Below are 24,032 nucleotides of genomic sequence, written 5' to 3'. Positions count from 1 at the left end.
TTATAATCAAATTGCTTATGCGATTTCAATTATTCTGCATGTTGTTTTTGGTTTTGTTTTTACAAACAGCCACAGCCCTGCACGGCCAAAACAAAATTAACCTAAATGTCAACCGTGCCAGCCTCGAACAGATCCTGCAACAGGTTCGTGCACAGACGGGATATGATTATGTGATCCGTCCCGAGCATAGCAAATCGTTCTCGGCCCTAACGATCAACTTAAGTGAGCTTGAGCTTAACGAGGTGCTCGCGCTTTGCTTCCAGGGACAATCCTTGGGCTTTATCGTGCGCAACAAGACCATTATTGTCACGGATAATCAGCAGCAACGCACGATTAATGGAATCGTTACAGATACGCAGCAAAAGCCCCTCGCCGGAGCAACTGTACGGATCAAAGGCACCCATAATCAAACCCGCACAAATGGAAAGGGAATATTTGTATTGTCAAATGTACCCAGCGATGCGACACTCGAAATCAGCTACTTAGGCTATGAATTACGGCAAATAGACCTCAGTGGTACACCAGCAAGCAACCTAGGACCGTTATTTGTACTCAAGCAACAGATTTCTGCGCTCGACGAAGTATCCGTGATGGCAAATACAGGATACCAAAAACTAGACCCCAGCAAGGCTACGGGTTCGCTCGTCGTCATTGACGAAAAGAAAATACAGGAGAGTCCGGCTTTGAGCCTGATGGAGCGATTGGAAGGTCAAATTCCTGGCGTTCAATTTGATACCCGTACCAATAGGATCCTTGTCCGCTCACCGAATACCTTTTCCAGCACCTCCAGTACTCCACTGATTGTCATCGACGGCTTTCCGGCAATGGAACAACAGTTGAGCAGCAATCCAACGGGCTCCGGTGATCGTCTTTCCGCGACAAGTACAAGTGCCGGAATACTCAATAACTTCAACCCGGACGATATCGCCAGCATTACGGTACTGAAAGATGCCGCCGCAGCCTCTATCTGGGGATCAAGAGCTGCCAATGGCGTTATTGTCATCGAAACAAAGGCCGGCAAATTAGGAAAAAATAGCATCAACTTCTCCTCTACGCTAGGAACCTCTGCCCCGCCCAACCTACATAACTTACGTAGAATGAATGCAGCTGAGTATATAGATTTTGAGAAAGAACTCTTTGACAACAATTTCTTTTACGATCCTACATCCGGCTGGCGCGCACCAAATCGATCCGATGCCATCATGACAATGTTTCGTGCTAAACGCGGGGAGATCAGCCTTGCCGAAGAAAACAGCATACTCAGCCAATTGGGGCAGGTGGACAATCGTCAGCAAATCCGTGACCAGTTGTTGCAGGCAGCACAAAGCCAACAATATAATCTATCTTTCAATGGCGCAGTGCAGGGAGCCCGCTATTATGCTTCGGCAGTGTATTCAAAAGACAGACCGATCTACCGGGAAAACGACGCCAATAATATGTCCTTGACATTCAATGTCGAAAACAGTTATTTTAACAACAAGCTAAAAGTATCCTTAGGGCTCAACCACATTATTCAAAAGAGTAAGGTCAATGGCGCTGCTATCCGTGCAATCAGTCCCGGTACTTTTGGGCTCACACCATACAATCTGTTATTGGATGAAAACGGCAGCAGCATCAGTCGTTATTTTGCTTTCACCCCTCAGGTCGCCCAAGAGCGCTTTGAAAGTCAGGGATATCTACCTTGGTCCTATAATCACATTGATGAACTTAGTCTGAGCAACGATCGGTACGACAATAACCTAACGCGCTTCACCGGTCAACTGGCTTATCACCCGCTTAGCTGGCTGAACGCCTCTTTATCAGGATCCTATCAAAAGGGCCTGCGTAATATGGAGAGCCTCCGCGATCGCGACAGTTATGAGATGCGCGACCTGATCAATAGTGGTACGACAATCGGCAGTACAGGAAAACTCATCTATGGCGTTCCTCTAGGGGGCAAATACGTCACTTCCAACAACAAAACAGACGATTATTCGCTACGTTTCCAGTTGGATGGATCAAAAAAAATTAATGATATCCACCAGATAGACCTATTTGCCGGAACCGAGATCCGCCAGAGTCAGACAATGGGCTATCTACAGACACGCTACGGTTTTGACAAGGACACCTACCAATCTACTGTCATCAATCCAACCGTCCCTTACAAAGATATCTATGGAGCCAACAAAACATTAAATATACAGGATGCTCCAATCAACATTGACCGTATACGTTACCTGAGCTATTACGCCAATGCAGGGTATACACTCCTTGAAAAGTACTTTTTAACAAGTAGTTTACGTTTTGATGATGCGACGATCATCGGTGTTGACCGATCAAAGCGTGCCAAACCCTTTTGGTCTACAGGCCTGCGTTGGGACCTGCACAAAGAAAACTTTATGCGTGCGCTACCTTGGATAAATACCCTTAGCTGGCGTGGGAGCATAGGTACAGGAGGCTCGGTACCGCGTGACGGCACCTCCTACACTTTATACTCAGCTTCGATCACCGATTTTTATACCCAGCTGCCTACTGGATCTATCAGTATTCCTGCCAACCAGCTACTGGGCTGGGAAACAACACGCACATTTAACACAGGACTAGATTTCAGCGCCCTAAACAGCCGATTAACGGTCAACATTGATTATTATACAAAAAGGTCTTACGGTATTGTTGCTTCCGTACCGTATAATTCAACCTATGGTTGGTCCAGTTTGTCCTTCAACACTTCCAATATGAAAAGTCAGGGTATTGACCTGAACATCCAGGGCCAGCTTATTCATGGACCACGCTGGCGGTGGAACAGCGCATTCAATCTCGCCTATAGCAGCAACGAAGTGACGGACGATCGCTTTCCAAATACATTGAAGACACCAGGCCAAACCTCCACTCCAATCGAAGGCTACCCCATCGACCAGCTATTTGCTTACCACTGGGAAGGACTTGACAACAAAGGGCGATCCTTAATTCGTGACGGTCAGGGCAACATCTTGGATTCAGAGGCATCAACCGATGATTTCCGACCTACCGATCTACGCTATATGGGCCGCATGAGTGCGCCATATTTTGGTGGTTGGACAAACACATTGTCTTACAAAAACTTTAGCTTAACAGCGCGTATGACCATGAAATTCGGGCACAAGGTACGTTGGAAAGAAGTCAATTCTACACAGTATCCTACCAATACAGCAGGTTTTGACGGATACCTTCCGAACAGCAAGGCTTTGGTAGACCGTTGGCGCAAACCCGGAGACGAGGCGCATACCAACATCCCCGGTGTCATCAATACCAACCTTAACAGCATACAACGCTTTGAGTATGCAGACATTAATGTCATCGATGCCAGTCACATCCGACTGCAAATGCTGGCCTTGAGCTATAGTTTTCCAGCGAGCATACTAGGCAGCAATAAAGCCATTAAATCGTTGAGTATAGGGGCCACGGCCACCAATCTCGGACTTTTATGGAAGAGGACAAATCGGGATATCGACCCAGATTATATGTTTGACGGCAGTTATGGCAGCATGCCACCCGTTACGAGCTATGTTTTCCGCATCAATATGGGATTTTAAGAATTATGAACATGAAAAACAAGATTATCACCTTCAGCCTTGCCACCATATTCGTTTCCAGCCTGGTTTCCTGCCGGAAGTTTGTGGAGATAGACCTGGTCGGCAAACGTGAACTAAAATACACTCAGGACTATCAGAGCCTGCTTAATAACAGTACCTCAGTGGAAAAATCGTACTACTGGCCTGTATTGGCCAGCGACGACATCTATGGATCGGATGAGGCCTATCTCAATACACTTTTACTGACCGACGCCAATGCCTATTGCTGGAAAAGTGATCTTGTGGGAGACAATAATGAGGATCCAGATTGGGCGGACCAATACCAGCAGATTTATCTCTTCAATCAGGTCGCAACCGAGATTATGGACAGTCAAGGCGGAACGGATGCCCAAAAGAAAAATATATTGGCCCAGGCTAAGGTACATCGCGCACTCAATTATTTCAACCTTGTCAACAGCTATGCAAAGCAGTATAACGCTTCAAGTGCCAATACCGATCTGGGTGTACCCCTATTGACGAGTCCTGATCTTTACGCCAAACTAGACCGTAAATCGGTTGAAACAGTATACGAACAGATTATTGAAGACCTCAGTTCGGCTATTCCAGACCTCCCGGAACAGGCAAACTTTAATATACTCGCCTCTCAATCAGCTGCGCAAGGCATCCTGGCACGCGTTTATCTCCAGATGCGCGACTATGGAAAAGCCCTGCAATATGCCGAGCTTGTACTTGCCAAGCCATATTATAAACTGATCGATCTCAAACAGTACAAAGCGGCACCCAACAGTTACCCCAATATCCTGGATGATACGGAAGAGATTTTTATAAAAAGCTTACGCAATTCATTCCCCACATTATCTTTAAACCCCGATCTTCTGGCACTGTTTGAGCCGGGCGACCTGCGTGCTACCCTCTTTACGGTTGACGGTAGCGTATTCACCTGGACGCCTTTTCAGGGCAAAGCCTACAACAAACATCGCATTATATCGGCCAATGCCAAAATTACCAATGGCCCTACGCTTCCAGAGATGATGCTGATCAAAGCAGAGGCCTTGGCCCGGGACAACAGCCGTTTCGCTGAAGCGGTAGCTGTATTAAACAGCCTCCGAAGCAAACGCTTTGACGACAATGCCTATACCCCGTTACAGATTACCGATCAACAGGCTATCCTCAAGCTCGTCATCAACGAGCGACGAAAAGAACTGATGGGAAAGGGTTTACGCTGGTTTGACCAGAAGCGCCTCGCAGCGGAACCTGATTTTGGCACTACACAGACACGTACTTACAAAGGCGAGTCATTCACCCTGGCACCCAACAGCAATCGGTATGTCTTGCCTATTGCATCCAAATACATTGTCTTAAATCCTGAAATTATTCAGAATCCAAGGTAACAAAAGCATTATCCATATAATCCCCTACTGCTAGCGGACGTACAAAGTATTTCCGCTGGTAGCAGGCACTGTGTACAAAGCAACAAAAACACAGTGTCCGGGGATTACTCATACCAAATTAAAAGATAACATGAGCACAGCAAACGACACTCCTATTGTTCAGGTGGTAGATCTTTCCCATCGGTACAACGTCCAATGGGCTATCCGGGACATTAATTTTGAAGTACAAAAAAATGGTATCTATGGCCTATTAGGAGCCAATGGAGCGGGCAAATCCACGACCATGAATATCATGTGCGGCGTGGTGAACCAATCCCACGGTGAAGTCTATATCCGGGGCATCAGCATGGCGCAGCATCCGGTAGAAGCAAAGAAACATATTGGCTTTCTACCCCAGCAACCACCGTTGCTCCCTGAGCTGACGGTAGAGGAATATCTCATCCATACGGCCAATTTACGTCTGATGGCGCCCGAAAATATCCCCGCCGCCATCGAGCGTGTACTTTCCAAGTGCAGCATTGCCCATTTCCGTCACCGGCTGCTCAAAAACCTGTCCGGTGGATACCAGCAACGGGTGGGAATCGCACAGGCGATTATCCACGAGCCTGATTTTGTGGTATTGGATGAGCCCACCAATGGCCTCGATCCCAACCAGATCCTCGACATCCGGCACCTGATCAGAGAGATCGCTGCAGAACGTACCGTCGTACTGTCCACGCACATCCTTCAGGAAGTACAGGCGCTCTGCGACCATATCTGGATGATCCATGAGGGCCGCATGATATTTTCGGGTTCGCTTGAAGAATTTGACAACCAGGTCGCACCCAATAGTGTTGTTGTCAGCCTGATATCCCCACCAGCTGTGGAGGCATTTCAGCAACTTCCGGGCTTTGTTGATATGGAGCCTTTAGGCAATATCAAGTTTCGAATTCGCTCCACCAACACACAGGAACTAGTCGAAGCCTTAGTAGAAAAAAGCGTCCAGCAAAAATGGAATCTGATCGAGATCTATTCCGAAAAAAGTTCGCTTGAAACCGTATTTGCCGAAATGACACGAAAAAGAAGAAAAGTATAATTCAATCCAAACATGAAAACGACATTAAAAATAGCAAAAACAGAGCTACAGGTACTTTTTTACTCACCTGTCGCATGGCTTGTCCTGATGATCTTTACCTTTCAGATAGGTTATTTATTTTCCGCTTCCTATGCGGGCATGGTACAACTACAGTCCATGAAAATTGACCTTGTCAATGCAACTGAAAGCCTATTTTCATCTGCTTGGGGCGGTATCTATCCAAAGGTACAATCCTATCTCTACCTCTACATGCCTTTATTGACCATGAGCATTATGAGCCGGGAGTATAGCAGTGGTTCCATCAAATTATTGTACTCCTCGCCGATCACCAACAGTCAGATTATTCTCGGCAAATATATTGCGCTGCTACTTTTTGGGCTTGTCCTTACCTTATCGGTATCAATTCTGGTCATTTTTACAATGGGTACCGTGGTTCATGCTGATATCGGCCCAATGATGACAGGCCTGCTTGGACTTTTCCTATTGTTGTCGGCCTATGCTGCCGTGGGTCTTTTTATGTCTTCATTGACCAGCTATAACATTGTCGCTGCCATTGGTACACTCTGTGTATTTGCGATGATGAACTTTGCACGGGGCCTATGGCAAGACATTCCCTTTGTTCGCGAGATTACCTACTGGCTGGCAATCAATGGTCGGGCTGACACCTTCATCGCAGGTTTGATCACGACCGAAGATATACTTTACTTTATCCTTGTTAACATACTGTTTGTTAGCTACTCTATATTTCGGCTTCAGGCCATCAGAAAGAAACAGGCAACAGGCAAAAACCTACTAAAATTTGGTGGTATCACGCTGGCAGTTTTCTTCATCGGATACCTGACTACCCTCCCTTTTATCAAGTTATATTATGACAGCACCTACCGAAAAAGCAATACCCTACGCCCCAGTAGCCAAGCTATCATGGGCAGACTGAACGGTGGATTTAAGATCACTACTTACGTCAATATGCTTGATGGGAACAGTTTTATCGGATTACCTTCCTCGTATAAAAGCGACGTGGGTTCGTTTGAGAAATACATCCGTTTCAAGCCCGAAATAGAAATGGAATATGTGTATTACTACCACCAGACCGAAAACCCCATTCTGGACCGACAATTTCCAAAGCTCAATACCGAACAGCGCCTGGATACCCTGCGGAAATTCAATAAATGGAATTTTGATATCCTTCCCTACGATGCGATCAAAAAACAGGTAGACCTCTCTTCGGAAAACTATCGTTTTGTCCGTGTACTGGAGCGTGAAAATGGAAGGAAGACCTTTCTACGTGTTTATGACGACATGCAACGCGTCCCTATGGAATCCGAAATCAGCGCAGCCATCAAACGTCTGGTTATGGATGAATTACCTGTGGTGGGCTTTGTATCGGGTCATGGCGAGCGAAACAGCAACTCTACCCAAGACCGCGGTTATAAAACCATCACCCAAGAAAAGACGTTCCGTTATTCGATGATTAACCAAGGTTTTGATTTCAAAGAAATTGACCTTTCAATGCCCGTTCCCGAAAATATCAACATCTTGATCATTGCTGAACCACGGCAGGCCTATAATGACCAGGAGTTATCCAACCTGCATTCCTATATCGCCAGTGGCCGCAATATGATGCTTGCCGGAGAACCGGGGCAAGAGGCTATTTTCAATCGCATTGCCACACCATTGGGCGTTAGCTTGGAGCCTGGCATGCTGGTCAAAAAGCAAGAGGCCCTGCAGCCTGACCTGCTGACACTCAAACCAACCAAGGCCGGTGAGGACTTTTCCTATTACCTCAAACCGATGACCCGCCGCGAAGAGGTCGTTACGATGTCCGGTACAGCCGGTATCCTGGTATCGCCACAGTCGCAATTCCAATCCAAAGTACTTTTTGCCTCGGATACGACCGGCACCTGGAATGAGCTTGAAAACCTCAATTTCATTGATAGCAGACCGCTGCTCAACACGACCGCCGGCGAGCGTGAAGGAAGCCGCCCCACTGTGGTGGCGCTATCTCGAAAAGTAGGTAAAAAAGAACAAAAGATACTGGTCACCGGAGATGCGGACTGGATCAGCAATAGCGAACTTTTCATCAAGCGCAATCAAGTCAATGCATCCAACTTTTCTTTGGTCAGCGCAGCTTTCTCCTGGCTTAGTGATGGCGAAGTCCCGGTGGATATGCGTCTACCCGACTCTATTGATAAAAGCCTACGGATCGGCGAAAGCAGCTGGACATATTTTGACTTGCTGATCAAATACATCATACCACTGGGGATGCTGGGTGCTGGTCTCATTATCTGGATCAGAAGAAGGGGGCGTTAATTATGGGATTATTGATAGACAAACAGACGCGGGACGATCTCTCGATCTTTGCCGCTAGAGGAACAGAATCCATCTTTGGACTCTATAACAAAACGGCCACCTCCGGCGGAGCCGAACTACTGGAAGAATGGTTCAATTATCCACTTTCAGATGCTAATGCCATTGGCAAACGTACTGCTACCATCCATTATTTTATGGGGCAGGCAATGCAATTTCCTTTCCAGTCCAGTTGGTTTGACCAGGCTTTATTTTATCTGGATATGGCCGATGAACGTAGCCGTCTACAGACAGGAAATCTGACTTTGAAAGAACGTTTCCAGCAATTTGTCGGTGGCGATACCGATTACAAAAAAGTGGTTTCCGGGATAGTTGCCTGCAGCAAAATCATACACTGCTGGAAAGATCTTATGCGTTCCAGCACCGGCACTGAAATTAGCTTTCGGGAAGAACAAAAAACATGGGCGCTCAAATTTGAGAACAGTGGGATTGACCAGATCCCGCTGCTCAAAGAGAAAGAGCCGCTAAAGCGTGAGACGGTCATCCAGTATGACACGATCCTCCGCTTCGAAGAAAGAGACCTCTTATTGAATATCCTTCGCGATATCTATACCTTTGATGTTTACCTCAGTGTCGCCCAGGTGGCCAATGAGCGACAATTCGTTATACCCCTTGTCGACAGCAGTATGGATCAACAGCTGATCTATGAGGGTGTCTTTCATCCACTGGTCAGGAATGCCAAAGGCAACGACCATAAGATGGACAGTTTACACAATATCACCTTCCTGACCGGAGCCAATATGGCCGGGAAATCTACCTTTATGAAATCTTTGGGTATCGCACTCTATCTGGCGCATATCGGTTTTCCGGTGCCGGCAAAACGTTTCGTATTCAGTCCCCGGGACGGGATTTTTACCTCAATCAACCTGCCCGACAATATCGCGATGGGCTATAGCCATTTTTTTGCCGAGGTGCTGCGCATCAAAAAGGTCGCTCAGCAGCTTGCTGAAGGGCGCCGGCTTTTTGTCATTTTCGATGAAATGTTTCGAGGCACCAATGTCAAGGATGCCTTTGAAGGTACCGTTGAAGTGGTATCGAGATTATACCATCACCCAAGATGTCAATTTGTATTATCTACCCATATTCTTGAAGCTGGCGAGCAGCTGATGCAGGGGTATCCCGATATCAAATTTGTCTTTTTACCCACAACCATGCTACAAGGCAAGCCAAGCTACAGTTATCAGCTGCAGCAGGGTATCTCGGCAGACAGGCACGGCATGATCATTATAGAAAATGAAGGCATCATTGATTTATTAACCTCTCAAAAACAAACGGGCGCATGAGTTTCATCATTGATAAACAAACACATCAGGATCTCAATATTTCCGGGAAATATAAACGCGATTCCATCTTTTCACTTTACAATAAGACCGAGACCTTTGGTGGGGAGCTGCTGCTGGAAAAACTGTTTCAGCAACCTTTTACCAACCTTGACGCCATTGATCGGCAGGCAGCGCTGGTTTCATTTTTCAGGAGTTTACAGCACACCTTTCAGATCAACGCCAATGATCTGGATATTGCGCAGAGTTTTACCAACAGCTATTCAGATCAGGGCTTTGCCTTGACCCTCGCCCATGCCGGCCGCCGCAAGCTGCTGGCCAGCCTGGGTTTAAAAGAAGAGAAAAAACACCTGGAGTCCGGTATCCGGGCCACCCTCCGGATTATGCTGCATCTGGCCGGTTATCTATCCGAACTTCAACAGCAGGACAACAGCGGCCAGCTCGTAGGAAGCATCTTTGAGCAATCGTGGTTGCGCGCAGAATATGAACAGCTGTTGCAGCTACAGCAGAAAATCGAATCCCATCCGGAGGGTATCCCCCTTACGTTGGCCGCTAGCTGTGATTATCAGTTGCGGCACAAGTGGTCCAAAGAGATCCAGCAAAGCCTCTTGGCCATCTATCACATCGACCTTTATCAATCCATTGCCTCCGTGGCCAATGCACGGGGTTTTGTGCGAGCTGAAGTACTTCCAGCAGAAAGACAACATATTCTGCTCGAAAACGTCTACCATCCAACCATTCCCAATGCTGTTGGCAATGACCTGCTGTTTGATGCCGAGAAGAATCTCATCTTTCTAACCGGAGCAAATATGGCGGGCAAATCCACCTACATGAAGAGCTTTGGCATTGCCATTTACCTTGCCCACCTCGGCCTTCCGGTACCTGCCAACAGGATGCAATTTTCCGTGAAAGAAGGCTTGTACAGTTCCATCAACGTGTCTGACGACATCGATATGGGCCATAGCCACTACTATGCGGAGGTGCTCCGCGTCAAGAAAGTCGCCGAATATGTCAACCAGGGCAAAGATATGGTTATCATTTTTGATGAACTCTTTAAGGGGACGAATGTCAAGGATGCTTTTGAAGCCACCCTGACGGTTACCCGTGCCTTCCAGCAGCATCACAATTGCCAGTACCTGATATCCACACATATTGTTGAGGTAGGCCAGCAGCTACAGCAGGAAGATGGCACGGTTCAGTTTGTCTATATGCCTACCCAGATGCGCGGACAGGTCCCCTATTACACTTACCGGTCCGAACAAGGGATCAGCAGCGACAAACATGGTATGGTACTGATCCAGAAAGAAAAAGTACTTGAATTATTAGAACAAAACAGCAAAAACATTTAAAACATGCGACATAAAACCTTATTTTTTAGTCTTCTGGCCCTATCCATCGGATCGTCAACACCCACAACATACAGCTACGCCCAAAAGACAAAGACCACACATACCGTCAGTTCCAACAGTCCCATCCCGCTCGATCCGGCTATTAAGGTTGGAAAACTGGCCAACGGTTTTCAATATTTTATCTTACGGAATAGCGAACCCAAAGAACGGGTGCTGTTTTACCTGGCCAACAAAGTAGGCTCGTTACAGGAAAACGAGAAACAGCAAGGATTAGCTCACTTTTTGGAACATATGAACTTCAATGGGACAACCCATTTTCCGAAAAATGCGCTCGTAGACTACTTACAAAAGTCAGGTATACGTTTTGGTGCCGACCTCAATGCCTATACCGGGTTTGAAGAGACCGTGTACCAATTACCCTTACCGACAACAGATCCGGCACTTTTGCGCCAAGGTATCCTGATCATGCGCGACTGGGCAAATGGCGCTTTACTTGAAGATGATGAGATCGATCAGGAGCGCGGGGTGATCCTCGAGGAGAAACGGCAACGGGGCGGCCTTTCTCACCGTCTCCAGGAAAAAACATTTCCGCTATTGGCCAACCAATCGCGTTATGCATACCGAATGCCGATCGGAACCGATGAAGTGCTCAATAACTTTAAGCATGAAGAGATCCGGAAGTTTCACAAAGACTGGTACCGTCCTGAGCTACAGGCGCTGATCGTCGTTGGCGATATCGACGTCAATGCGATCGAAAAAGAGATTATCGCTCAGTTTTCGGGGCTGAAAAACCCCAAGAACGCGCCACAATCCAAAAGCTATCCGATTTCATTAACAGGAAAAAACCAATTTTTGGCCTTTACGGATCCCGAAGTCACACAAAGCTCTTTACAGATTTTACATAAACAGGAAGCACGCAAAACACGACAGCTAGACGATTATAAAAACTCCCTGGCCAAAGATTTCTTTGTCCAGCTCTGCAATATGCGTTTGGCGGAACAAACCCGAAAATCTACCACGCCTTTTCTGGCAGCATCGTTGAGTAATGGCGCACTTGTCGGCAATATTGAAACAAATGGCATTCAGATTATGCCCAAGCCCGACAGCTTACAGTCCAGTATCAACGCCGTATACTACACATTGGGCCAGGTTGCCACATATGGCTTCACCGAGGCCGAACTCGAGCGATTGAAGTCCGACTATCGTAGTATGCTTGTACAGAGCCTTAAAGAATATGATAAGACAGATTCCAAATCCTTTATGGATCAGATCCTCGCCCATTACCTCAAAGGAGAACCCGCACCTTCTTTCCAATTTCTGCAGCCTATCCTGCTCAATGCACTAGAGGAAATCCGCATGGCCGACATCCTGACCTATGTTAAAGAATTTGAAGGTCATCAGAATCGCGACATGGTATTGGTTTATAATGACGACATTAAATCCGTTCCCAGCGAGTCCATCTTAAGCGGCTGGATCAGTGCGGCCTCAAAACAAGAGGTCAGTGCCTATCAAGAAGAACAGCTCGCGGATCAATTATTGCCGGCTTTATCACAGCCCGGGCAGATCATCAATGAGCAGGAAGATAAACAAGTAGGCACGCAGACCCTTTTGCTCAGTAATGGCGCCAAGGTTATCCTAAAGCCTACAACATTAAAAAACGATGAAATCCTGCTAACTTCCTATAGTCCTGGCGGATATTCCCAGTATTCACTTAAAGATTTCCAGTCCGCAACCAATGCTGTCAATATCGTCACCAATAGTGGGTTAGGTCCTTTTAATTCGCTTCAGCTCTCCCATTACCTCAATGGCAAAAATGCTACAGCCAGCCCTTTTATCAATGAAATCGGTGAAGGCATTAAAGCACAATCCAATCGTGAAGATATTCAGACTGCATTTGAGCTCGTATACGGCTATTTTACAGTGCCTCGTCTAGACAAGGACATCAATAAAACCAATCTTGAAAAAACAAAACTGTCCCTCAAAAACAGGCAGCAACAGGCCAGTACCTTTTTCACTGATTCTATTGCCGCAGCTTTGTACAACAACGACCCACGTAAAACTGCCCCAACTTTACAAAAAATCGAGGAAATTGATTTTGACCGTTCCTTCGAAATCTATAAAGACAGATTTGCGGACGCCTCAGATTTCACCTTTGTGATTGTCGGCAATTTTGACCGTGCCTTTATAGATCCCTATATCAAGCAATATTTAGCCACCTTACCCAATATCAAACGCAGGGAATCGTTTGTGGACAATGGTACTTATCCGCCACAAGAGGGTATCCGCCGCGCTATTTATAAGGGGAAAGAAGAGAAATCCACTGTAGCAATGGCCTATCTGGGCAGCTATGAAGATTACAGCGAATACAATAATCTGCTGATGGACGCACTGTCAAGCAGCCTGACGATTAAGCTTACAGAGCGGCTACGGGAGAAAGAAGGCGGTATTTACTCCATTAGCGTATCGCCCTCGCTGTCCAAAAATCCGAGAAAACGGTTTGGCATGAATATATCGTTCACAACAGCGCCCGGACAGGTTGACAAATTAGTCGCCGCTGCCATTGAGGAGATCGAACTCATCCGTAAGAATGGTCCATCGCAAGAAGATATTGATAAGTACATTGCTGAAAAGCTTCTGAGCAGCAGTCAGCAGGTGCAATATAACGGCTTTTGGTTATCCTACCTATTGAGCAGCTCGGTCGATCAGCTCGATCCGGCACGTGTCTTTCAAGAAAGTGAGCGGATCAAATCCATAACACCTGTGAAGGTAAAAGAACTGGCGCAAAAATACCTGAAACCAAACCATCTGTTTCAATTTACACTCTATCCAGAGCAATAATTCGCTGTTGTTTATTTTATTATATCAGTCATCTCCGGGTGACGGAGCCGTTTGGGGAAATCTCAAACGGCTTTATCGTCCGTATGGGGAGTGCAGATGAAATTGCTTATCATTCGTCCAGATCGTACAGGTATTTCCAGGAGGTCACATATTCCCAGAGCTGGCCGGGCAACCTGCTTTCCTTTCTATTTTCCTTTCGGTTGAGCAGTTCATCAAAATCTTTTGACATGACAAATACGCGGAGGTCAGCTTGGTCGATCAAGGTGAGATAGTGTGCAAATACCTGTTTTATTTGCACTGCATTTTGGTCATCCTTTACCGCAATATCCCGATCTACTTCCTTGTCAAATAGGGCGTCAGGTACTCCCTCAACAACCAGCTTAATGACTTTACCGTCGGCTTGCCAGGTCAAGGCGATATTGATATGGATACCTGAGATATCCCCATCTTCAAACTTTTTTGGCAGACCGAAATAATTCAGTTTAGCCGATGGAAATTGATTGGAAATTTTATTGAACACTTCCGTAATCGTATTTTTAGGCATCTTTTTCTGACGGAGCCCCATGCCTTGGTTATGTTTGTTGGCATCTACGTAGAATTCGAGGTTATCGAAGGAGCTATTTCCGATTTTGGCGGCAGCACTTTCCGACAATTGCCTATTTTGGATGCCAAAAGTTTTGAAACGATGCAGCGAGTCATTTTTGCTCAGTAGCGCAGATTGATAGACAATAGCCGTTTTATTGGATGATTGTGTTAATTCGTCTGCAAGTTGCATGGGATTGATCAAATCCATGGTTTCCATATCCTGCAGATAAAGCGGCCGACTTTTATTGAAGTCTAGTTCTGTCGCGTCCCAGGGCAGCCTACTTTCCAACACTTTCCCACGCTCCTGTTTTAGCGCAGCGGTCGCCTTTTCATAGTCAGCCTTTGAGATAGGAATATAGTTGAGTACAAATTTTTTATCTTCATCGCCTGTTCCCTGATAATAAAAATTGATGCAGAGCGTATCTTTGCCGGCCTTTATTCCATAGATACTGTCCAATAGACTATTGTTGAGCAGTTTTATCCGCGTATTGGTAAACGAAGTAAATTCCTGTTTTTGCACCCTCTTTACATCAGGATAAGGGATGAGAATATCATTTCCATTAACGGCCAAATAAGGGTAAGCTTTGGTCAGCATTTCCATGTAGCTCAGTGTTATTCCGCGCATAGGTTCGCGGTTGATCTTATGGGAGGATACCGCCACCCAATAAGATTCCTGAACCTGTGCCTGACAAGCTGTCGAAGAAAATAAAATACTGCATATTAAGATTCCGATGTATTTCATGGAGGAGAGCATTATATGGTAACGAAAATAGACAAATTATCTATTAAACAGCTTCTATTGGGAAAAAGTTCTGATCTGATCAACCAAAGAGATGCGCTTGTCTCAACGGGCGACCTGCCCCAAAACTGACGACTTTGCCGATCTACTGTCTACCCCCTTGCAGGCAAAAGTTTCACATTACTTTTGTTATCAATATTAGGTAAAAGACATAGAGAGTTTATAAGCCATCCTAGAGCCAGGTACAGTTGCTGGTTTGCTAAAAGATACGGTCTCGCTAACGGCCGCCTATTTATGGCAACAGCTCCGTAACGGCGATGCTCGCCCGAAAAAAGACTGTGAGAAATTGGCTTCTAATAAGAATCCCGTTCCAATCCCTTATTTTTGTAAAAAGATTTTTTGTATGAAATTAGCGAAGGAAATTTTTGAGGAACCCGAAGTCGCCAATTCTTTTCTGATCGAACCGTTTGGTGAGTCGATGCTAAGTGCGACAGCATCCAGCCGCCTACGTTATCATCAAATCTTGCTCTTAGAACGGGGCACGGGCAGTCTGACGATTGACAACAATACCTTCGAAATAAGCGACAATTGCGTTTTCCTGATGTCAAAAGGCCAGGTGCTCACCTTTAATTCGATAAGGGATACCGACGGATATAAAATTTCTTTTGGCGATTGTTTCTGGGAAAAAGCACCACAAAGTGCCAGTAACTGTAAAGCAGTGCTGTTTAACAATACAAATGCCAACCATCAATTGCAGCTCAGTCCCACAGAATTCGGTGAACTGTCCTTTCTATTCCGTGCCTTGCATGCTGAATATGGCGCCAGCAACTATATCAACCAACAAGACGCCCTCGCCGCATACTTAAAAATCATTATGATAAAACTGGCCAATGTAAGGCTGACTGAAGAGGCGACTTTTGACAGCCAGGATTATATGCTGTACCGGAATTTCATGGAGCTGCTCAGTTCCCGTTATCGCAGTCATCATGCCGTGATCGAATACGCTACACTGCTCAATATCACTGCACGCCGGCTAAGCGAACTATGCAAAAGATGCAGTGGGCTCGGTGCCAAAGAATTGATCAACGGCCAAATTATTGCCGAAGCCAAACGACGCCTTCAGTTTAGTTCCGCCACTATCAAGCAGATCGCCTACGAACTGCATTTTAATAGTCCCGAGCAGTTCAGTCATTTTTTTAAGAACAACGTAAAACAGTCGCCTGCAGAATTCCGCTTGCGAGCTGTCGGTATTGGGGCATGATCCATGTAGGTCCCAGGTGATTTTGACATGCCAAACGTATTTATTGGCATTATCCGGTGCCTACCAAGACGATAACTTTGTAAAAAATTTGAGCACAAGACCGAAACCACTTTTGGGAATATCAAGGCCGATGTGTGTGCGTTTATGATCCCCAATTTTAAAAGAAAAAATTTCTGCGATTGCATCCTGCACTCGCCATGGAGCGAATAAGTTTATTCCCAGTACAGTTCATGGTTTTTCGCAGGCCGGCAAACCATGAACTGTACCTCCTTCCAAGTTGTCTGATCGCTTTGATCCGCCTCGGAGTGAAGGGACCGGCAAAAGTTCGGCGTCCATCTGTATCGCAAACGCAATCTTCCTAATTTTGACCAAAGCTTGAACATGCGGGCATTCTTTTGCTTTGCTAATTAAATTGTACGATGAACACAGTTAAACATATCGGTAAAAATATTGAATCACCAGAACTGCAGGTCCCATCTTTTTCTATGGTAGCTATCCTCTCCCTAGGAACATTCATAATATTGATTGCCGCGCAGTCACTGGCCTTTGATATGACACATTCCCTTTTTGCGGCAATTATTACCACACTATCGGAGCGCAAAGGGGTTGCAGCGGACAGGCGGCGTTACAGCCGATCATACGTTTTAAATTATCACCAATTATTTGCGTATAATAATTAAATTTGTTCCATAACAATGAAATAAATGTTCGAGATTTTCCAAAAATACCTTACTGATAAAATAGAACTTTCCGATGAGGAACTGCAGTTAATAGCATCTGTTTGCAAACAAAAAAAACTCCGCAAGAAACAGTTTCTTTGTCAGGAAGGAGATATTTGGCATTATAATGCTTTTATCTGCAGAGGTTTGGTAAAAACCTTTTCCATCGCTGAAAACGGAACAGAACACATCATCAACTTCGCTCCCGAAAATTATTGGACAGGCGACCGGGAAAGCCTCCACAGTGGAAATCCCTCAAGGTTCAACATAGACGCTATCGAGCCTACAGAAGTGATTTTGATTGAAAAATCAAATTTTGAAAAGCTATGTGCAGAAATTCCGCAGTTAAACCAGCTGGTTAATCAGATTATTCAGAAAAGCTTTATTGTTTCACAAGGCCGAATTTTAGCGAACATCAGTTTCACTGCAGAGGAAAAATATCAAAATTTCCTTGAAAAATATCCTCATATCGTCAATCGTATTCCGCAGCACATGATTGCATCTTACATTGGAATCACTCCCGAAACCCTTACCAGACTTCGTAGAAACATGTTCAAGAAATAAAACATTCATTTTCATTGACATTTGTTTGCTATTTTTTCGAGCTTTTGTCAATGGAAGAAAGCCTGCTGTTCTTGCATCTTTGTCTTATCAGAATAACAATTAAAAAGTAGACAAAATGGACAAAATAGTTTTTATCACAGGAACAAGCACAGGCTTTGGAAAATTAACAGCAACAACACTTGCCAGCGCAGGATACACCGTCATTGCAGGAATGCGAGGCATTTCAGGAAAAAATAAAGCCGTAGCCAACGAGTTGGGAGCACTCCCAAATATAGAAGTCGTTGAAATCGATGTAACCGATGATTCTTCGGTAACCAATGCTTTCGAAAAAGTGCTTCAAAAATATAGTAAAATTGATGTATTGGTAAATAACGCCGCCGTTTCAGGTTTTGGATTACTGGAAGCCTATAGTTTGGACAGCATCCGACAAATGTTTGAAGTAAATTTCTATGGCGTTATCCGAACTTATCAGGCTGTACTGCCTTCTATGAGAGCACATCAAAGCGGTTTGATTATCAATATCAGTTCCGGTGCAAGCGCACACACCTCTCCTTTTATGGTTCCGTATTTTGCTTCCAAGTTTGGCGTGGAAAGTATTACGGAAGGTCTGCAGGACGAATTAAAACAGTTTAATATCGACAACGTCTCCATCCAGCCGGGAGTTTATCCAACCGAAATGAATACAGGCGAAAAAACAGGCGTCAATGCAGATAAACCTGAAATCGCAGCACACTACGATCCGGTGGCAACTGAGCAATTCAATGCCATTGGCGCAGCATTATTCGGCAAGATGAAGGAATTCAATATGAATCCCCAAACTATTGCAGACGGAATTTTGCAATTGATTCAAATGAAAGAAGGTTCCCGTCCGCTGCGTTTCCCGCTGGATGCAGTAGCCCAGGGAACAGATTTGGAGTTCATCAATGCAAGAGCCGACTTGAAGGCTAAATGGCTTGCAAAATATAGCAATTAACTCATTACAAAATATCCAAAAAAAAGGTTGAAGCATTTACGCTTCAACCTTTTTTTATTTCTAAACATCAAAGCCAAAGCTCCATTGAAGCTTACATAAAGTTCAATTTCATTGACATTTGTTTGCTTTTTTTTCAAGCTTTTGTCAATGGAAAAAGGCTGCAGAATGTTGGAAATTTGCTTTATAAATAACGACAAAAGATTATCACAATGAGCAAATTAAAAAAACACATCAAAGCCAACGCAGCAGCAGTAGCAAGTGCACTTTTATTATCGGCAACAGTTTCAAACAGTTCGGCACAGGAAAAAGCAGGAATCCTTGGAGTGGACCATGTGGGAATCAATGTTCCGGATATGGAACAGGCCGTAAATTTTTTCACGGATGTTTTGGGATTTTCAGCAGTAACAAGTTTAGGCCCTATCCCTTTGGACGATGCATGGAAAAAGAATAATCGTATGAATCCCAAAACCGGTCCGGTATCCTTCAAAATGGTAAAAGCCGGAACGGGAGCCAACATCGAATTATTCGAATATCAGGATAATAAAGGAAGTTCACAACAGCCCGGAGGAGACGATATCGGGGCGAGCCACATGGCTTTTTATACCAATGATATCAACAAAAGTGTAGCATATCTTAAAAGCAAAGGCGTACAATTTTTAGGAGAACCGTTTTTGATGCCATCAGGAGATACAGAAGGCGAAACTTGGGTTTATTTTGTCACACCTTGGGGTTCTAAAATGGAATTGGTTTCTTACCCGAACGGAAAAGGCTACGAGAAAAAAAATCCAGCAACGATTTTATGGTCACCTAAAGATGCTGTGAAAAACCAAACTGAAAAAACAGATTCAAAACCATTTTCTGAAAATGAAATAAAATCTTTAGTAGAAGGACATTTAGCCATTTGGAACGAAAGAGACCTTAAAAAACGTGAAGCTTTGATGGCAAAAATTTATGCTGATGATATTGAAATGGTAGACAGTCATTTTATCGCAGTTGGTCACAAAGAAATCAATGGTTTTGTGGATGGATTACAACAGAAAAATCCACATGCTAAATTTTCTCATCTCAAAGCGATAGACGTTAATCACAACATTGCACGGCTCTACTGGCAAAACGGAACTCCCGAAAAACCCGATGCCGTAACAGGAATGGATCTTTTCGTTTTCGAAAACGGTAAAGCTGTGAAACTATATGTTTTTGTTGACAGCAAAAAATAGTTTCTCTCTTAAAATCTTAAACAAACTTTAAAGATAAACAAATCGGTGAATGAGGATTCATCAACAAGATTCTTGTTCAATTATTCAAAAATTTTATCAAACTCCATTTTTTAACATTTAAAATAAAATAGTATGAAAGCATCAGTAATCAATCCAAATTCAGCCAACGAAACACTCATCCGTGAATTGTACAGAATCGCAGAAGAACAGGATACACAAGGTTTTGTCGATCTTTTTGCAGAAGACGGCTATTTCTGGGACGTATCTGCAGGGACCAAGTATTATGGGCAAGACATCGGCAAAACTGTAGATGTTTACGCAACAGCTTTTCCGGACATGCACAGGGAATTGTATGATCTCTATGTCTTGGAAAACGAGGATACTGTAGTCGTAGAATTATCTTTAAACGGAACTCATAAAGGCCCGCTTGAGTTACCTTCCGGAACTATTCCTTCGACAAATAAAACAATGCAGACACCGTGTTGTGATGTTTTCAAAATCGAGAACGGAAAAATAAAATCATTCCATTGTTACACTGCCGCAACGATACTTTTAGGTCAGCTAGGCATCTTCTAAATACTTTAAACCCATCAAGGCAAGTGACGAATCATTTGCCTTGATCTAAAAATTAAAATCAAATCAAATGAAGAATATAATAGAATTATTGAATTGGAGGTATGCCACAAAAAAAATGACGGGAGAGAAAATCCCTTCTGAAAAAATTAACACTATTTTGCAAGCGGCTCACCTCGCTCCTTCCGGAATTGGTTTACAGCCTTACGAAATCATCGTTATCAGTAATCCCGAAATCAAAAATAAAATATTGCCCATCGCCATGCATCAGCCTCAGATCGTAGAATCTTCACATCTTTTGGTTTTTGCAGTCTGGGACGAATACTCGAAAGAGAGAATTGATCACGTATTCGATTATCTGACAGAAAAACGTCATGTTGATTCTGCTAAATATGACAAACAGAGAGAATTTTCTAAGCGGTTTTTCGGAAATATGAGTATCGAGGAAAATTTTCATCATGCAGCCAAGCAGGCGAATATTGCTTTAGGTTTAGCAATTGTTCAAGCGGCTTCTGTAGGAATAGATTCTACGCCGATGGAGGGTTTTGATCCGATAGCGCTTGACAAATTTTTGAAACTTCCGTCCAAAGGTTTAAGAAGCTCGATGCTGCTTGCTTTGGGATACAGAGACGCGGAAAATGACTGGAATCTCAAACTGGAAAAAATTCGCAAACCCTTTGAAGAGTTTGTGACCTTTCTTTAATCACTAATTTTAAATAAAATAATATGAATCATTCACAAAAAATTGGAACATCCACTAATCACGATAAAACACAAACCACAGGCATTACGGTGAGCGCTTACTACAAAGTACATCCCGATGACAGACAGGTTTTCATTGATGCCGTTATGCCTGAAATGATTGCCGCAAATGAGCTGGAGGGCTGTATTTATTATGCTTTTTCACAAGACTTGACTGATGAAAATACATTTCATCTTTTGGAAGGCTGGAAAGATGAAGAAGCCTACGAACGTCACGAAAATTCGGAAACGTTTCTGAAAGCTTTGAGTACGGTTGTGAAAAACGTGAGAATTCTTGACCGTGAGGGAGTTCGCTACGACGTGTCAAAAATTCATATCGACGACCCGCGCGGAAAGGTATGATTAAGATTTCAATGAACGCCTGTTCACTTTAATGTAAAAAATCAAAATTGTCATGCGGTAGTCCTAATCATCAATATGAGACAAAAGTACAGACCAGTTTGTCTATTTAAAATTTTAATTGTTAACTTTGTGTAGTAAAATAATCAGTATAATGTCATTACCAAAAGAAAGAATTCTAGACAAAGCACTTGACCTTTTTGCTAATCAGGGCTATAATTCAACTGGAATAAATCAGATTATTTCTGAAGCAAATGTCGCTAAAGCAAGTTTTTATCAGCATTTCAAATCTAAGGAAGATCTTTGTGTCGCATTCTTGGAGGCAAGACACAAGTATTGGTTTGATCAGCTGTACAATTTCACAAATGACAAAACTGACGTAAAATCAAAAATTATTTCCTCCTTCGACTTTTTGATCCATATGAACGCAAAGGAAGATTTTAGAGGCTGTAGTTTCTTAAATATCCTTGCAGAAATACCCAACGATAATATGAAGATCCTGAAAGTAATTCAGGAGCACAAAAAAGATCTGAAGGACTATTTTTCCTCACTTGTAAGTGATGAAAATAGCTCAGAACATATCTATTTGCTATTTGAAAGTTCCATTATGGAAAGCAAAATGTTTAAATCAAATCAATTGATCGAACGGTCAAAGATGATTGTCGACCGTTTGATTTAGAAAAAAAGTCACTTATAGTGGTAAACAAGTGACTTTGGAGTTTGAAATAAATAAGTGGAACTAGCTAATCCAAACAATTTGTTGTCAGTTCCACTTATACAAATCATGCCTATTTAAATTTGCGATCCTCTTCATTTATCGCTAAGTCGTTGATACTTGCGTACCGCTTTCTCATTAAGCCATTTTCGTCGAATTCCCAGTTTTCGTTACCATAGGCCCTGAACCATTGACCATCCTTATTCATATACTCGTATTCAAATCTCACAGCAATACGGTTATCGGTATGCGCCCAGTATTCTTTTTTTAGTTTATAGTTCAACTCTCTTTTCCATTTGTCGGAAAGAAACTCGACGATGGCTTCTCTTCCATTGACAAATTTGTCTCTATTCCTCCATTCGCTGTCAATTGTGTAGGCTTTTGAAATTTTCACTGGATCCTGTGTGTTCCATGCATCTTCTGCAGCTTGAATTTTTACCAATGCAGTTTCAAATGTAAACGGCGGTAGTGGGTGTTTCTGTTCCATTTTTTTAAAATTTAATTGTGTCAACTATTTGTTATATATAAACATCCGATCGTAATTTCCTTTAATTCTTTGATCAGTTTGGCAATTGCGATAGGACAAATGTATAACAAAAATACAAAACAGACAAACTTGTCTGTCTATATTTTAAAATAATTTTATTTTTAATAGAATTAACAGCAGCTGGACCCCAAAATCAATGGTCGATAACAGGTTCTCAATCGATAAGCAGCAGTGGTAAAATTAACGCCTCCCCAGGTAGAGGGAGGCGCGATATGAATAGCAGCGTGGAGTCACAGGAAAATCGTGTTATTTCCGGTGAATTTAAACAGTAACATTGGAATCAATCAGTTCAGCTGGGACTTTCTGAATTCCAGCGGTTTCATCCCCGTCTGCTTTTTAAAAAGCAGGGTAAAATACGATGGATTTTCAAAGCCTAGTTCATAAGCAATTTCAGCAATACCTTTTTCGCCCAGCCGCAGTAAGTTCTTCGCTTCTGAAATCATAAAAATATGGATCAGCTCCATGGCCGTCTTGCCCGTTTCCTGCTTCAGCAGGTCACTTAGGTAGCGTGGCGACACAAAGAGCTGATCGGCCAGAAAGGCCACATTGGGCAGGCCGCTTTTCGCCAGGAGGCCCTGATTTACATAATTCCGAAGCTGATCGTTAAACTTGGATGCTGTTTTGCCGATCACCTGCGCCCGATCAATAAACTGTCTTTTGTAATAGCGCTGCGCATATTTCAGGATGGAGGAAACATGGCTCAGCATAATTTCACGGCTGTATTCGTCCGGATTATTATCGTATTCGTCCTGGATTTTTGCGTAAAGTTCCAAAATTAGCTGTTCCTCTTTTGGGGAAAGATGCAGCGCCTCGTTCACTTCATAATCGAAAAAGCTGTATTTTTCAATTTCCTTGAACAGCTCATGCCCATGCAGGTAGTCTTCGTGAATCATCAACATATAGCCCCTTTCTTCGAACTCCAGGTTTTTCATCTCGATGATCTGCCGCGGTTTCGCAAAGAAGAGACATCCGTTATCGTGATCGTAGCGCGTACGGCCGTACATCAAATTGCCGGATTTAATTTTCTTGAACGCGATCACATAACAGTCGGTGGTAAATTCCCTATCCCCCAGCTTACAATCGGAAAGACAGCTGACCATGCTGAAGAGTGGATGCTGCGGAGCGTCCCAAAGATTGCCCAGGTGTAATTCTGTCAGGGTTCTATAATGTTGCATCGGTTTTCATTT

General features: G+C 43.9%; 19 protein-coding genes. 16 read left to right on the top strand and 3 right to left on the bottom strand.

Translation table 11 applies throughout. The features are described 5' to 3' along the window. Positions 1 to 17: 17 nt before the first annotated feature. From B4G94_RS00585 to B4G94_RS00555, 7 genes are all read left to right on the top strand, one after another. Entirely contained in the window at positions 18 to 3,551 is a 3,534-nt protein-coding gene (locus B4G94_RS00585) for a SusC/RagA family TonB-linked outer membrane protein (RefSeq protein WP_286856519.1), read from the top strand. 11 nt (positions 3,552 to 3,562) lie between these two features. Next, positions 3,563 to 4,942, top strand: coding sequence for a RagB/SusD family nutrient uptake outer membrane protein (locus B4G94_RS00580; RefSeq protein ID WP_286856518.1), 1,380 nt, complete (start codon positions 3,563 to 3,565; stop codon positions 4,940 to 4,942). Between the two features lie 130 nt (positions 4,943 to 5,072). Continuing rightward, a complete protein-coding gene (locus B4G94_RS00575; protein ID WP_286856517.1) occupies positions 5,073 to 6,017 on the top strand; it encodes an ABC transporter ATP-binding protein in 945 nt (314 codons plus the stop codon). Positions 6,018 to 6,029: 12 nt separating this feature from the next. After that, the gene (locus tag B4G94_RS00570; protein WP_286856516.1) at positions 6,030 to 8,327 is read left to right on the top strand and encodes a Gldg family protein; all 2,298 of its coding nucleotides are present in this window, start codon (positions 6,030 to 6,032) and stop codon (positions 8,325 to 8,327) included. A 2-nt stretch (positions 8,328 to 8,329) separates the two neighbouring features. Next, a complete protein-coding gene (locus B4G94_RS00565) occupies positions 8,330 to 9,667 on the top strand; it encodes a MutS-related protein (protein WP_104381384.1) in 1,338 nt (445 codons plus the stop codon). Next, the gene (locus B4G94_RS00560; protein ID WP_286856515.1) at positions 9,664 to 11,013 is read left to right on the top strand and encodes a MutS-related protein; all 1,350 of its coding nucleotides are present in this window, start codon (positions 9,664 to 9,666) and stop codon (positions 11,011 to 11,013) included. The genes B4G94_RS00565 and B4G94_RS00560 overlap by 4 nt, the downstream gene beginning before the upstream one ends. Before the next feature lie 3 nt (positions 11,014 to 11,016). Beyond that, positions 11,017 to 13,851, top strand: a complete 2,835-nt coding sequence (locus B4G94_RS00555; RefSeq protein ID WP_286856514.1) for a M16 family metallopeptidase — start codon at positions 11,017 to 11,019, stop codon at positions 13,849 to 13,851. Positions 13,852 to 13,960: 109 nt separating this feature from the next. On the opposite strand, the gene B4G94_RS00550 is transcribed toward B4G94_RS00555, so the two are convergent. Further along, on the bottom strand, positions 13,961 to 15,178 hold the full coding sequence (locus B4G94_RS00550; RefSeq protein ID WP_286856513.1) for a hypothetical protein: 1,218 nt from the start codon (positions 15,176 to 15,178) through the stop codon (positions 13,961 to 13,963). Between the two features lie 400 nt (positions 15,179 to 15,578). On the opposite strand from B4G94_RS00550, the gene B4G94_RS00545 reads away from it, so the two are divergent. The 9 genes from B4G94_RS00545 (at position 15,579) to B4G94_RS00505 (ending at position 22,262) form a co-directional block, all read left to right on the top strand. Then, positions 15,579 to 16,436, top strand: coding sequence for an AraC family transcriptional regulator (locus B4G94_RS00545; RefSeq protein WP_286856512.1), 858 nt, complete (start codon positions 15,579 to 15,581; stop codon positions 16,434 to 16,436). Between the two features lie 419 nt (positions 16,437 to 16,855). After that, a complete protein-coding gene (locus B4G94_RS00540; protein ID WP_286856511.1) occupies positions 16,856 to 17,116 on the top strand; it encodes a hypothetical protein in 261 nt (86 codons plus the stop codon). A 24-nt stretch (positions 17,117 to 17,140) separates the two neighbouring features. Continuing rightward, on the top strand, positions 17,141 to 17,719 hold the full coding sequence (locus B4G94_RS00535; RefSeq protein ID WP_286856510.1) for a Crp/Fnr family transcriptional regulator: 579 nt from the start codon (positions 17,141 to 17,143) through the stop codon (positions 17,717 to 17,719). Between the two features lie 115 nt (positions 17,720 to 17,834). Next, on the top strand, positions 17,835 to 18,692 hold the full coding sequence (locus tag B4G94_RS00530; RefSeq protein ID WP_286856509.1) for an SDR family oxidoreductase: 858 nt from the start codon (positions 17,835 to 17,837) through the stop codon (positions 18,690 to 18,692). A 209-nt stretch (positions 18,693 to 18,901) separates the two neighbouring features. Then, complete coding sequence (locus B4G94_RS00525) at positions 18,902 to 19,909, top strand: VOC family protein (protein WP_286856508.1); 1,008 nt, start codon at positions 18,902 to 18,904, stop codon at positions 19,907 to 19,909. Positions 19,910 to 20,041: 132 nt separating this feature from the next. Continuing rightward, entirely contained in the window at positions 20,042 to 20,485 is a 444-nt protein-coding gene (locus tag B4G94_RS00520) for a nuclear transport factor 2 family protein (protein ID WP_286856507.1), read from the top strand. Between the two features lie 67 nt (positions 20,486 to 20,552). After that, positions 20,553 to 21,185 carry an NAD(P)H-dependent oxidoreductase gene (locus B4G94_RS00515; protein WP_286856506.1) on the top strand — a complete coding sequence of 211 codons (633 nt, stop codon included), beginning with the start codon at positions 20,553 to 20,555 and terminating at the stop codon, positions 21,183 to 21,185. Between the two features lie 23 nt (positions 21,186 to 21,208). After that, positions 21,209 to 21,586 (top strand): putative quinol monooxygenase, encoded by a 378-nt coding sequence (locus tag B4G94_RS00510; protein ID WP_286856505.1) that lies wholly within the window; start codon positions 21,209 to 21,211, stop codon positions 21,584 to 21,586. Positions 21,587 to 21,737: 151 nt separating this feature from the next. Further along, positions 21,738 to 22,262 carry a TetR/AcrR family transcriptional regulator gene (locus B4G94_RS00505; RefSeq protein WP_286856504.1) on the top strand — a complete coding sequence of 175 codons (525 nt, stop codon included), beginning with the start codon at positions 21,738 to 21,740 and terminating at the stop codon, positions 22,260 to 22,262. A gap of 109 nt (positions 22,263 to 22,371) precedes the next feature. On the opposite strand, the gene B4G94_RS00500 is transcribed toward B4G94_RS00505, so the two are convergent. Both B4G94_RS00500 and B4G94_RS00495 read right to left on the bottom strand, forming a co-directional pair. Continuing rightward, positions 22,372 to 22,785 carry a nuclear transport factor 2 family protein gene (locus tag B4G94_RS00500; RefSeq protein WP_286856503.1) on the bottom strand — a complete coding sequence of 138 codons (414 nt, stop codon included), beginning with the start codon at positions 22,783 to 22,785 and terminating at the stop codon, positions 22,372 to 22,374. 344 nt (positions 22,786 to 23,129) lie between these two features. Then, positions 23,130 to 24,020 (bottom strand): helix-turn-helix domain-containing protein, encoded by an 891-nt coding sequence (locus B4G94_RS00495; RefSeq protein ID WP_286856502.1) that lies wholly within the window; start codon positions 24,018 to 24,020, stop codon positions 23,130 to 23,132. Between the last annotated feature and the right edge of the window lie 12 nt (positions 24,021 to 24,032).

It is taken from the genome of Sphingobacterium sp. UBA7625, assembly GCF_002484085.1.
In the GTDB taxonomy this organism is placed as follows: domain Bacteria; phylum Bacteroidota; class Bacteroidia; order Sphingobacteriales; family Sphingobacteriaceae; genus Sphingobacterium; species Sphingobacterium athyrii.
The sequence above is the reverse complement of the archived record's forward strand: the minus strand, read 5'-3'. Positions and strand labels throughout refer to the sequence as shown.